This window comes from Amycolatopsis sp., from assembly GCF_036008905.1.
In the GTDB taxonomy this organism is placed as follows: Bacteria; Actinomycetota; Actinomycetes; order Mycobacteriales; family Pseudonocardiaceae; genus Amycolatopsis.
On record NZ_DASYMU010000259.1, the window covers coordinates 25,797 to 36,752 of the forward strand.

The 10,956-nt window shown below is 68.6% G+C and carries 14 protein-coding genes; 11 read left to right on the forward strand and 3 right to left on the reverse strand.

Annotation, left to right across the window (positions count from 1 at the left end):
- Positions 1 to 127 precede the first annotated feature (127 nt).
- The 3 genes from VGP60_RS41550 (at position 128) to VGP60_RS41560 (ending at position 2,044) form a co-directional block, all read left to right on the forward strand.
- Positions 128 to 487, forward strand: coding sequence for a hypothetical protein (locus VGP60_RS41550; RefSeq protein ID WP_327553738.1), 360 nt, complete (start codon positions 128 to 130; stop codon positions 485 to 487).
- A 102-nt stretch (positions 488 to 589) separates the two neighbouring features.
- The gene (locus tag VGP60_RS41555) at positions 590 to 1,774 is read left to right on the forward strand and encodes a pyridoxal phosphate-dependent aminotransferase (RefSeq protein WP_327553739.1); all 1,185 of its coding nucleotides are present in this window, start codon (positions 590 to 592) and stop codon (positions 1,772 to 1,774) included.
- Between the two features lie 96 nt (positions 1,775 to 1,870).
- Complete coding sequence (locus VGP60_RS41560; RefSeq protein ID WP_327553740.1) at positions 1,871 to 2,044, forward strand: hypothetical protein; 174 nt, start codon at positions 1,871 to 1,873, stop codon at positions 2,042 to 2,044.
- A 16-nt stretch (positions 2,045 to 2,060) separates the two neighbouring features.
- On the opposite strand, the gene VGP60_RS41565 is transcribed toward VGP60_RS41560, so the two are convergent.
- Complete coding sequence (locus VGP60_RS41565; RefSeq protein WP_327553741.1) at positions 2,061 to 2,654, reverse strand: HAD-IA family hydrolase; 594 nt, start codon at positions 2,652 to 2,654, stop codon at positions 2,061 to 2,063.
- Positions 2,651 to 3,682, reverse strand: a complete 1,032-nt coding sequence (locus tag VGP60_RS41570) for a GntG family PLP-dependent aldolase (RefSeq protein WP_327553742.1) — start codon at positions 3,680 to 3,682, stop codon at positions 2,651 to 2,653. Before VGP60_RS41570 ends, VGP60_RS41565 begins: the two co-directional genes overlap by 4 nt.
- Before the next feature lie 148 nt (positions 3,683 to 3,830).
- Between VGP60_RS41570 and VGP60_RS41575 the strand changes: the two genes are divergently transcribed.
- The 5 genes from VGP60_RS41575 to VGP60_RS41595 all read left to right on the forward strand — a co-directional run bounded on the left by VGP60_RS41575 (position 3,831) and on the right by VGP60_RS41595 (position 8,066).
- Positions 3,831 to 4,343: a SigE family RNA polymerase sigma factor gene (locus VGP60_RS41575; protein ID WP_327553743.1), complete on the forward strand. Its 513-nt coding sequence runs from the start codon at positions 3,831 to 3,833 to the stop codon at positions 4,341 to 4,343.
- Positions 4,336 to 5,061 (forward strand): hypothetical protein, encoded by a 726-nt coding sequence (locus VGP60_RS41580; RefSeq protein ID WP_327553744.1) that lies wholly within the window; start codon positions 4,336 to 4,338, stop codon positions 5,059 to 5,061. Before VGP60_RS41575 ends, VGP60_RS41580 begins: the two co-directional genes overlap by 8 nt.
- A gap of 43 nt (positions 5,062 to 5,104) precedes the next feature.
- Positions 5,105 to 5,698, forward strand: coding sequence for a TetR/AcrR family transcriptional regulator (locus VGP60_RS41585; RefSeq protein ID WP_327553745.1), 594 nt, complete (start codon positions 5,105 to 5,107; stop codon positions 5,696 to 5,698).
- A gap of 28 nt (positions 5,699 to 5,726) precedes the next feature.
- Complete coding sequence (gene purB / locus VGP60_RS41590; RefSeq protein ID WP_327553746.1) at positions 5,727 to 7,160, forward strand: adenylosuccinate lyase; 1,434 nt, start codon at positions 5,727 to 5,729, stop codon at positions 7,158 to 7,160.
- A gap of 87 nt (positions 7,161 to 7,247) precedes the next feature.
- Complete coding sequence (locus tag VGP60_RS41595; protein WP_327553747.1) at positions 7,248 to 8,066, forward strand: MOSC domain-containing protein; 819 nt, start codon at positions 7,248 to 7,250, stop codon at positions 8,064 to 8,066.
- On the opposite strand, the gene VGP60_RS41600 is transcribed toward VGP60_RS41595, so the two are convergent.
- A complete protein-coding gene (locus VGP60_RS41600; RefSeq protein ID WP_327553748.1) occupies positions 8,018 to 8,821 on the reverse strand; it encodes an SAM-dependent chlorinase/fluorinase in 804 nt (267 codons plus the stop codon). The genes VGP60_RS41595 and VGP60_RS41600 overlap by 49 nt on opposite strands.
- Positions 8,822 to 8,881: 60 nt before the next feature.
- Here VGP60_RS41600 and VGP60_RS41605 point away from each other — a divergent pair, with 60 nt between their 5' ends.
- The 3 genes from VGP60_RS41605 to VGP60_RS41615 form a co-directional block, all read left to right on the forward strand.
- Complete coding sequence (locus tag VGP60_RS41605) at positions 8,882 to 9,766, forward strand: phosphoribosylaminoimidazolesuccinocarboxamide synthase (protein WP_327553749.1); 885 nt, start codon at positions 8,882 to 8,884, stop codon at positions 9,764 to 9,766.
- The gene (locus VGP60_RS41610) at positions 9,763 to 10,293 is read left to right on the forward strand and encodes an NADPH-dependent FMN reductase (protein ID WP_327553750.1); all 531 of its coding nucleotides are present in this window, start codon (positions 9,763 to 9,765) and stop codon (positions 10,291 to 10,293) included. Before VGP60_RS41605 ends, VGP60_RS41610 begins: the two co-directional genes overlap by 4 nt.
- Positions 10,294 to 10,314: 21 nt before the next feature.
- Positions 10,315 to 10,956, forward strand: a 642-nt coding sequence (locus tag VGP60_RS41615; protein WP_327553751.1) for a DUF2334 domain-containing protein, incomplete at its 3' end; no start/stop codon positions are given.

The following is a 10,956-nucleotide window of genomic DNA, read 5'->3' on the forward strand; positions in this document are numbered from 1 at the left end:
GAACGCAGTCTGTGCACCCGTGATGGTGATCTGTGTACGGCTAAATCCGGTCGCGTCGGTCCGTCCCGGGTCAGTAGCGTCCGTCCTCGATGATCGCGTCCAGGCGATCGGAGGGACGGGGTGAGTCGTGACGGGCGGCCGGAGCGTGGAGACGACGGTGCTGTGGCGGCCGACCGGTCCGGAAGAGCTCGATCTCGTACGCGAGTCGGGCTGGCGAGCATGGCCGCCACGGTTGCCCGACCAGCCGATCTTCTATCCGGTGCTGAACGAGGACTACGCCGTCAAGATCGCCCGCGACTGGAATGTTCCGCAGAGTGGGGTCGGGTACGTGACCAGGTTCCGCGTCGAGTCGGAGTTCCTGCGTCGCTACCCGGTCCAGCAGGCGGGCGGGCAGACGATCCTGGAGTTGTGGGTTCCCGCGGAGGAGCTGGCCGAGTTCAACGCTCATCTGGTCGGGCTGATCGAGGTAGTCCGCGAGTTCCGGTAGGCGTGCACAGACTGCACTCACGCGTACACAGATCGCGCGCGGGTGTGCACAGATCGCACTCGGGTGCGCGTGGGGTGCACTTGCTCGCCTAGCCTGGCGGGCATGGTCGACACCGCTGTTTTTCCCGGGCCCGCGGCGAGGGCCGACGTCGCGCCGTTTCACGTGATGGAGGTGCTCGCCGCGGCACAGGCGCGGGAGCGCAGTCATGGTGACGTGGTGGTGCTCGCCGCGGGGCAGCCGACGGCGGGGGCGCCGGGGCCGGTGCGGGAGGCGGCGCATCGGGCGTTGCGGGAGCAGAACCTCGGGTACACCGTTCAGCTGGGCATTCCGGAGTTGCGGGAGGCCATCGCGGGGCATTACGGCAGGCGGTACGCGCTGGACGTCAGTCCGGAGGACGTCGTCGTCACGACGGGGTCGTCCGGCGGGTTCCTGTTGTCGTTCCTGTCGGCGTTCGAGGCGGGGGACCGGGTCGCGATGGCCCGCCCGGGTTATCCCGCGTACCGGAACCTGCTGACGGCGCTGGGTTGCGAGGTTGTCGAGTTCGCCACGGACGAGCGCACCCGGTTCCAGCCGACGACGGCGTTGCTCGACGAGCTCGGGCCGATTAAAGGGCTGATTGTCGCCAGTCCCAGCAACCCGACGGGCACCGTGCTCCCGGCCGGTGAGCTGGCCGCGATCGACGGCTGGTGCTCGTCGCGCGGGGTGCAGCTGATCAGCGACGAGATCTATCACGGCATCGTGTACGAAGGCTCGGTCGGGAGTTCGTGGCAGAGCGGCCGTGAGTCGCTGGTGCTGGGGAGTTTCTCCAAGTATTTCGCGATGACGGGCTGGCGGCTCGGCTGGATGCTGGTGCCGCGGCGCCTGCACCGGGCGGTCGAGGTGCTCAGCGGCAACTTCGCCATCTGCCCGCCGGCGATCGCGCAGTACGCCGCCGTCGCCGCGTTCGAGTCGGAGTCGTACGCCGAGCTCGACGGGCATGTCGCGCATTACCACTCGAACCGGGACCTGCTGGTCGACGGCCTCAAGCGCATCGGCCTGGACAGGATCGCCCCGATCGACGGCGCGTTCTACGCCTACATCGACGTCTCCGCGTACACCAACGACAGTCTCAGCTGGTGCCAGCGCCTGCTCGCCGACACCGGGGTGGCCATCGCGCCGGGGATCGACTTCGACCCGGTGGACGGTGGGAAATTCGCCCGGATCTCGTTCGCCGGAGCCGCCGCCGACCTGGAAGAAGGCGTCCGCAGACTAGGTGAGTGGCTCCCATCAGGGGGAACCCCGAACTAACCCTGAACGTTGAGCGGAACACAAGAGTTTCGCGCTCACCCGTGGGAGGCTGTAAGAAGCGGGGCCACAGGGGCTCGGAACGAACCGGAGGGTGTCATGTTCTGGAAGATCGTCGGCGCACTGATCGTCATTTGGCTGGCGTTCACCGTGCTCGGTTTCGTCATCAAGGGCCTGTTCTGGCTGGCCGTCATCGGTGGCGTGCTGTTCCTGGGCACGGCCGCGTACGGTGCCATCAAAGGGAAGAGCGACCCGAAGCGCATCCGCAACTAAGCCTTGACGGCCCCGCTCAGAGTTCGCCGAGCGGGGTCTGCTCGGCGCCGAGCCAGCGCTGGCTGCGCAGTCCGGCGGCCAGCGCGCCGTCGACGTTGACCTGCCTGTCGTCCAGGAACAGGCAGTCGGCCGCGCTTGTGGATGGCTCAGTGGCGCCGAGTTTCGCCACCAGGGTCGCGAAGATCTCCGGGTCCGGCTTCGCGTAGCCGAGGTCGCCGGAGAAAACGGTGACACGGAAGTGCTTTGCCCAGTCTTGGCGTTCGGCGACCCGCGCGAACGACGAGGGCGCGTTGGAAAGCAGGGCCAGTGCGGCACCGGCTTCCTCCAGCGCTCCAAGCATCTCGACAGTTCCCGGGTCGGTGTTCAGCCAGCCTTCGATGTCCATCGACGTGAGTCTGTCCGAAGTGGACTGATCGAGGGAAACTCCGGCGGCATCGGCGATCGACTTCCAGTACTTGAAATCGGAAATCCCGCGATCGTACGGGTCACGGTGCGCCCAATAATGCGACTCGAATACCGAAGTCTCGACGCCCATAGTCTCTGCGAGCGCGGGGATCGCCTGCGTCCGCGTGCTGATGACCTCGCCGTAGTCGAACACGATCCACTTCACGCGGCGCTCCCGTTTTTGATGCGCCGCAACGATTCTTCGACGGCGGTGGACGCCAGATCGCGGTGCATCACGAATCGGACCTTGCCGGACATCGGCAGCGCCTGGATGCCGAGCGACGCCAGCGCGCTCAGTGTCGCGGCCACGTCCGGCACCCCGGCGAGCACGATGTTCGTCTGCGGGGTGGTGACGTCCCAGCCGAGTTCGTGGAGCCCGGTCGCCATCCGCCGCGCGTCTTCATGGGTGTTTTCGAGGTCGTCGATCCGGTCGAGCCCGACCAGGCACGCCGCGGCGAGCACACCGCCCTGCCGGACGCCGCCGCCGAGCATCTGGCGCATTCGCCTTGCCTGCTCGACAAAAGCTTCGCTACCTGCGACGACGGAGCCGACGGGCGCGCCGAGTCCCTTGCTGAAGCAGGCCGAAACGGAGTCGACGCCGACGGTCAGCGCGGCGGGCGGGACACCGAGCGCGACGGCCGCGTGCCAGATCCGGGCGCCGTCGAGGTGCACCTTCAGTCCGGCCTGTTTCGCGGTGGCGAGGAGCCGCGCGTGTTCATGCGGCGGGGTCACCGCGCCGCCGGCGGCATTGTGCGTGTTTTCCAGGCACAGCAGCGTGGTTCGCAGCGTGTAGTACGGGCCGCCTGCCGCGCCGATGGCCGAGTCGAGCGTCTCCGGGGTGGGCCTGCCGGGCCCGGCGTCGTGCTCGAGCGGGTCGGGCATGCCGCCGGCGAGCCAGGCCGCGGAGCCGAGTTCGTTGGTGAGCACGTGGGCGCCGCGCGGGGCGAGGAACCGGTCACCGCGTTGCAGGTGGATGCTCAGCGCGATCAGGTTCGCCATGGTGCCGCTGGGCGTCCACAGCGCCGCGGGCATGCCGAGGAGTTTCGCGGCTCTCTCTTCGAGGGCGCGCATGGTCGGGTCGACGTCGATGACGTTGTCGGCGACCTTGGCGACAGCCATCGCGCGCCGCATCGTTTCGTCCGGCCGGGTGACGGTGTCGGAGCGGAAGTCGATCTTCTCGGCGGTAAAAGTCACGCTCAAAGCACATCACATAAATACTTCGCCTTGCAAACGGTCTGGGCCGCCGTTGGCGCCGGGTGGAATGATTCGCCGGGGCGTGCAACCGTGGGTGCCCTCCGTTCCGTCTACCCCATCGAACGCGAAAGAGTGGAGAGCCGACCGCGTGGACCAGCGCGACGAGCAGGACTTCGCGGAGTACTTCGCTGCCAAGCGGGACTCCGCGCGTCGAACGGCGTACATGCTCTGCGGCGATTGGCACAAAGCGGACGATCTAGCCCAAACGGCTTTCGTGGCGCTGCATCGGAGGTGGAAGAAGATCCGGGACCCCGGGGCGACGGACGCGTACCTGCGCAAGACGCTGGTGCGCGCGTCGATCGACGAGTCGCGACGGCCATGGCGCCGCGAGCGGCATACCGACGAGCTCCCCGAGCCGCCGCAGGACGGCCCGGGGATAGCCGAGCAGGTCAGCGACAGACAGGACCTGATCGAGGCGTTGCGACTGGTCCCGCCACGCCAGCGGGCGGTACTGGTCCTGCGGTACTTCGAGGGGATGGACGTCGGCGGCGCGGCGAAAACGCTGGGCTGCAGTGAGGGAAACGTGAAGAGCCAGACCGCGCGCGGGCTGGCGAAACTGCGGGAAGTGCTGGGAGACAAGGAGGTGGACGCACATGGATGACAGTGAACTCGAGACTTTGTTCGCCGCTGCCCCCGGCGATCCGCCTCCCGCGACCTTCACCGCGACCCAGGTGGTCGCCGCGTCGAAGCGGGCTCAGGCTCGGCGCCGCTCGGCGATAGCCGTGACCTGCAGTTGCCTGGTCGTCGCGCTCGGCGGGTTCGGTGCTTTCGCGGTGGTGGCCAACTTGAAGGTGCCGGTACCGACAGCGGCGTCGTCCGCTGGTGATGCCCGGGTTTCCGCCCAATCGGGTGCGGCTGGGCAACCACTGGGTACTCCGGAACGTCCCCCGAACGCGGGGGACAAACAAGGCTTCCCTCCTCAGTCCCCCATGCAGGGGGGAGACGAGACGGGGAAGGACGGCCCTCGGGCCGAAAGCGCCTCCGGGTGCGACAAGGTGGACCGGGAGCTCGCCACAGCCCTCGCTGGCGAGCTCCCGGTCACCGTGTCCGTGGACGGCGCTTCGCCGAGCCACTTGTGTCCGACGGGCTCGCGGTCGGCCGGGTTCCCGGTCGCCGGTGGTTTTGTGTCGATCACGCTGGCACCGCCCGGGATGGCGTTGACGCTCGCCGAGCAGCCGCCCGGCACGAAGATCGCCGAGCAGCCCGCGGTCAGTGGCGGCACGATCTGGCTGCTGAGCACCCCGGACGGCGGCTCGACGGTGCCGCCCTTCGCCGACGACGTCGACAGGATCGCCAGGACAGTGGCAACACAGTTCTGACCAACACAGTTCTGACGACGCAGGCCTGGCAAGATAAACCGGCATGACAGCTGCAGCGAGCACGCCCAAGGGTGAGCGGCGGCGTGCCGCGCTCGTGGAGGCGGCCGCCGCGCTCCTCGCCGAGGGCGGCTTCGACGCCGTTCGGCACCGTGCCGTCGCCGAGCGGGCCGAGCTCCCACTGGCGTCGACGACGTACTACTTCGACTCGCTCGAAGAACTGGTCACGGCCGCCGTCGAGCATCACTCGCATTCCGAGCTCGCCGACGGCAGGCGCCGGCTCGACGAGCTGGCCACCCGGAGCCGGGGCGCGCAGGCCCAGGTCGACCTGGTGCTCGACATGCTGCTCGGCCCGGCGCGCGAGGATCGTGAGGCCGACGCCGAGGCCGTGCTGCTGCGGTACGAGCGGCTGGTCGCCACGGGACGCCGTCCGTACCTCCGCCCGTTGATGCGCACGCTGTCCGCGCAGCTCAACGAACTGCTCACGGAGATCTTCGCCCGCTCCGGAACTCCGGTCGATCCGACCGAGCTGGAACGCCTGATCGCGCTGGTCGACGGTGCCGTGGTCAACGCGCTGATCGCCGTCGATCCCGAGCCGCGGGCCGCCGCGACCAGGATGTTGCTGGCCGCCCTGAGCTGAGAGGACACTCGCCGGTTAACCTTGGGCCGTGGACAAGCCCCGCATTCCGAACGTACTCGCCAGCCGCTACGCCACCCCTGAGCTGGTGGAACTGTGGTCACCCGAACACAAGGTGCGCCTCGAGCGGGAGCTGTGGCTCGCCGTGCTCCGCGCACAGAAGTCGCTCGGTGTCGACGTGCCGGACGGTGTCGTCGAGGACTACGAGCGGGTGCTGGCCGACCCAAAAAGTATTGACCTCGCTTCCATTGCTAAGCGCGAGCGGGTCACGCGGCACGACGTGAAGGCCCGGATCGAGGAGTTCAACGCCCTCGCCGGCCACGAGCACATCCACAAGGGCATGACGTCTCGCGACCTCACCGAGAACGTCGAGCAGCTGCAGATCCGGCGTTCGCTGGAGCTCATGCGCGGCCGGGTCGCCGCGGTGCTGACCAAGCTCGCGTCGCTCGCGCTGGAGCACACCGACCTGGTGATGGCCGGCCGGTCGCACAACGTGGCCGCGCAGGCGACGACGTTGGGCAAGCGCTTCGCGACCGCCGCCGACGAGCTGCTGGTGGCGTTCGACCGGCTGGACAACCTCATCGACCGGTACCCGCTGCGGGGTATCAAGGGTCCGGTCGGGACCGCACAGGACATGCTCGACCTGCTGGGCGACGAGTCCACTTTGGACAAGCTGGAAGCGAGTGTCGCCGCGCACCTCGGCTTCGACCACGTCTTCACCAGTGTCGGCCAGGTTTACCCGCGCTCGCTGGACTTCGACGTGCTGTCCGCGGTGGTCCAGCTGGCGGCGGCGCCGTCGAGCCTGGCCAAGACGATCCGGCTGATGGCCGGGAACGAGCTGGTCACCGAGGGCTTCAAGGCGGGCCAGGTCGGCTCGTCCGCGATGCCGCACAAGATGAACACGCGGTCCTGCGAGCGCGTCAACGGGCTCGCGGTGATCCTGCGCGGGTACCTGTCGATGATCGGCGAGCTCGCCGGGGACCAGTGGAACGAAGGCGACGTCTCGGATTCCGTCGTCCGCCGGGTCGCGCTGCCGGACTCGTTCTTCGCGCTCGACGGCCTGCTCGAGACGTTTCTGACCGTGCTCGGCGAGTTCGGCGCGTTCCCCGCGGTGGTCGCCCGCGAACTGGACCGCTACCTGCCGTTCCTCGCGACGACGAAGGTGCTCATGGCGTCCGTGCGCGGCGGCGTCGGCCGGGAGGCGGCACACGAGGCGATCAAGGAGCACTCGGTCGCCGTCGCGCTGGAGATGCGGGAAGGGCTCGTCGTCAACGACCTGCTCGACAGGTTCGCCGCCGACGAGCGGATTCCGCTGGACCGCGGCGAGCTGGACAAGCTGTTCGCGGATCGCCTGTCGTTCACCGGGGTCGCTCCCCGCCAGGTCGACGCGGTCGTGAAGCGCGTCGAGGGCGTCCTGGAGCGCTTCCCCGAAGCCAAGCGCTATTCCCCGGCTCCCATCTTGTGAGCGCGTCGGGATGGCCGAGGCCCCGCGAAGCCCCCGCCTGCAACGTTTCCTCTCCCAAGTCCTCTAGCCGCGGGTAATCTCGCGGACATGGCGAGGGTGCGGTGGCTGGGGTACTACCCGGTCAAGGCGTGTGGCGGGACATCCGTCGAAGTGGCGGACGTGGGACCTGCCGGGTTGCGGCACGACCGCGCCTACATGGTTGTCGCCCCTGACGGGAACTTCCGCAGCCAGCGTAAGTTCCCGATCATGGCGGCGATCCGGCCGAGCATGCTCGAAGACGGCCGGATGGCCTTGTCCGCACCGGGCGTGGAAGACATCGTGCTCGACGTTGTTCCGGATGGTCAGCGGCACGAGGTCGCGACGACCATTTGGCAGGGTAAGGGCGTCGACCAAGGCGTAGAGGCGCACGACTGGTTTTCGGCCGTGCTCGGCGCGCCTTCGATGCTCGTCGGCGTTCCGCCCGATCACGGTCGTGTTTCCACTGGTGTCACCAAAGGGACTGTGGGCTTCGCCGACAGCACCGCGATGCTCGTCGTCTCTGAGTCCTCTTTGGACACTTTGAACGAGCGGATCGCTTCTCGTGGCGGAGAACCTGTTCCGATGGAACGTTTCCGGCCCAACATCATCGTGTCCGGCTGGGTCGAGCCGCATACCGAAGACCGCGTGCGCGCGATGACCGTCGGCAGGGTGGACCTCGGTTACGCCAAGCCGTGCATCCGCTGCTCGGTGACGCTGGTCGACCAGGAAACCGGCAAGCGCAGCGGCCCGGAGCCGATCCGCACCCTCGCCGACTACCGCCGCGATCCGGACGACGGCGGTGTCGCCTTCGGCATGAAAGCGGCTGTCACGAAACAGGGTCAGCTGGCCGTCGGCGACGAAGTGATCGTGCACTCCTGGATGGACTGACCGAGCACCGCCGCGGCCGAACCGCCGTTGACCGCGAGCGCCAGCTGTCCGGCCGAGTCCTCGTAGAGCACGGCTGTTCCCGTTGGCACGTCAGCGAAAGTCCGCCCGAGGGCGACCTCGAACACTCCGAGTCCACTGTGGACGGTAGCTTTCCCGCTGATCGACGCGGCCTCGAGATCACGGAACTTCGCCGCGAACTGGAGATTGCCGAAATGGTCCACGGTAAGCACTTCCGACACCAGCTTCCCCGGCAGCACGGTGACCGTCGGCTCCGGCAGTCGCACCAGGTCGTGGACCGGCGGCCCGAACTGTTCGGGCGGGACACCGAGCGCAAGATGCGCGGCCGCGGGCGCGAAGATGTCCCGGCCATGGAAGGTCGCCGACACCGCGGGCAGCCGGAACTCCGGATTCACGAGTTCGAACGCGTCGAACACCCCGCCGAGCTCCTCCGCCGCGGGTAGCAGCAGGCCGTTGTCAGGCCCGACCAGCAGCCCGCGTCCGGCCACCACGACGACGTTCCGCCGGGCGGTGCCCACTCCCGGATCGACCACGGCCAGATGGACCGATTCCGGCAGGTAGTTCACGGTCTGGGCGAGTGCCGCCGCCCCTTGCCGGATCCGCTGCGGCGGCACCGCGTGCGTGACGTCGATGACGCCGACCCGTGGCACGAGCTGCGCGATAACGCCACGGCAGGCCGCCACGAACCCGTCGTCCAGGCCGTAGTCGGTGGTGAAGGAGATCCAGTCGTAGCTCATCACCTCACATCATCCCCGGCCATCGGCATCGCCCCTGATCGTGCTCTCTATTGTTCAGGGGTGACCACGCTCGCTGATTACCCGAAGATCGCCGTAGGCAAGGTGCGTGAGCTGTACGCCGTCGGTGACGAGCACCTGCTGCTCGTCACGTCGGACCGCATCTCGGCCTTCGACTTCATCCTCGACCCGCCGATCCCGGACAAGGGCCGCGTGCTCACCGCGATGAGCGTGTTCTGGTTCGAGCTGCTCGCCGACGTCCTGCCGAACCATCTCGTCGCCTACGACGACCCGCGCATCCCCGCCGAGGTCCGCGGCCGCGCGCTGCTGGTGCGGCGGCTCGAGATGCTGCCGGTCGAGGCCGTCGCGCGGGGTTACCTGGTCGGCTCCGGGTTCTCCGACTACCAGCGCACCGGCGAGGTCTGCGGTATCCCACTGCCCGCCGGCCTGGCGGAGGCGTCACAGTTCGAAACGCCGCTGTTCACCCCGGCCAGCAAGGCCGACTTCGGTGACCACGACGAGAACATCGGCTTCGAAGACGTCGTCGCCAAGATCGGCCGCGAGCGCGCCCAAGAGGTCCGCGATGCCACGCTGGAGATCTACCGCCTCGGTGCGGAACACGCCGCCAAGCAGGGCATTCTGCTCGCCGACACCAAGTTCGAGTTCGGTGTCGACGGCGGCGGCAAGCTCGTGCTCGGCGATGAGGTCCTCACGCCGGACTCCTCGCGCTACTGGCCCGCAGACTCCTACGAACCCGGCCGCTCCCAGCCGTCGTTCGACAAGCAGTACGTCCGTGACTGGCTCACCAGTCCGGCTTCGGGCTGGGATCGCGCGTCCAACACCCAGCCGCCCGCGCTGCCGGAAGACGTCGTCGCCGCCACCCGGTCGCGTTATGTCGACGCGTACGAGCGGATCACCGGCCGCTCGCTGGCGGACTGGCCGGCGTGAGCCTGCTGCTGATCGGCGGAAGCGTGCGGGACGGCTCGACCAACGCGGCAGTGCTCCGGACAGCGGCGATGTTCGGCCCGTCGGTCCTCTACGACGGCCTCGGCAACCTTCCGCACTTCAACCCGGACGACGACCGCGAGCCGCTTCATCCGGCCGTCGCGGAGCTGCGCGCCGCTGTCGGTGCGGCCGACGCGGTGCTGTTCAGCACGCCGGAGTACGCGGGCGGGCTGCCGGGCTCGTTCAAGAACCTGCTGGACTGGACGGTCGGCGGCGGTGAGATGGACCGCAAGCGGGTCGCCTGGATCAACGCCGCCTCGACGGCGTCACCGACAGGCGCTTCCGACGCGCACAGCTCGTTACGGATCGTGCTCCGGTACGCCGGGACGGTGATCGTCGAGGACGCCGTCGCCCGGATCCCGATCCAGCGCGACATGGTGTCCGACGGGCTCGTGCAAGATCCAGACCTGCGGCTTCGGATCGAAGAAGTCGTCGAGAAGCTCTTGAGCGGTAACCTCACCGCCAGGTAGCGGTCACTCTGAGCTGGCCTAATGGTGACCGTGGACGCTCAGCTGCTGGTTTCGCTCTCCGGCCTCAGCCCCCGGACACTGCACCGCTGCGCCGACCTCGCGGCCGAACTCGACCGCCGCAAGGTCCCGATGTCAGTCCTCTACGCGCCGCGCACCGGCGATCGCGCGGTGACCGCGTGGGTCCGCGGGCGCGTCGAGCGCGGCGACTCCGTGCTGCTGCACGGATACGACCACCAGATCACGCCCAGTCATCGGGCGGTGAGCCTCAGCAAGAAGGCCGAGTTCGCGTCACTGCCCGCGCATGAGGCCCGGTTGCGGCTGATCGCCGCGACGGCCGCGATGGACCACGCGGGTCTGCGGCCGGACGGGTTCGCGCCGCCGCGCTGGCTCGCTTCGCGCGGGACGCTGGATGCGTTGCGGGACCACGGTTTCTCGTTGTGCGCGGACCTTCTCGCGGTGCGCGACCTACGGACCGGGGAGGTGCGGCGGGCGCGGGTGCAGGAGTTCGGCACTTCGGGGCAGCGCTCGGAAACCATCCGGTGCTTCGCGCTCGTCCTGGCCGCCGCACGAGCGGCGCGTCGCGGCGGCTTGGTCCGCATCGGCGCCGACGCCGCCGACCTCGCGCGCCCCGGCCTCCGCCAAGCTCTCCTCGACGCCGTCGAC

Coding starts and splice junctions, on each gene's coding strand:
- VGP60_RS41555 (WP_327553739.1), top strand. CDS start 590: ATGGTCGACACCGCTGTTTTTCCCGGGCCCGCGGCGAGGGCCGACGTC.
- VGP60_RS41560 (WP_327553740.1), top strand. CDS start 1,871: ATGTTCTGGAAGATCGTCGGCGCACTGATCGTCATTTGGCTGGCGTTC.
- VGP60_RS41580 (WP_327553744.1), top strand. CDS start 4,336: ATGGATGACAGTGAACTCGAGACTTTGTTCGCCGCTGCCCCCGGCGAT.
- VGP60_RS41585 (WP_327553745.1), top strand. CDS start 5,105: ATGACAGCTGCAGCGAGCACGCCCAAGGGTGAGCGGCGGCGTGCCGCG.
- VGP60_RS41595 (WP_327553747.1), top strand. CDS start 7,248: ATGGCGAGGGTGCGGTGGCTGGGGTACTACCCGGTCAAGGCGTGTGGC.
- VGP60_RS41600 (WP_327553748.1), bottom strand. CDS start 8,821: ATGAGCTACGACTGGATCTCCTTCACCACCGACTACGGCCTGGACGAC.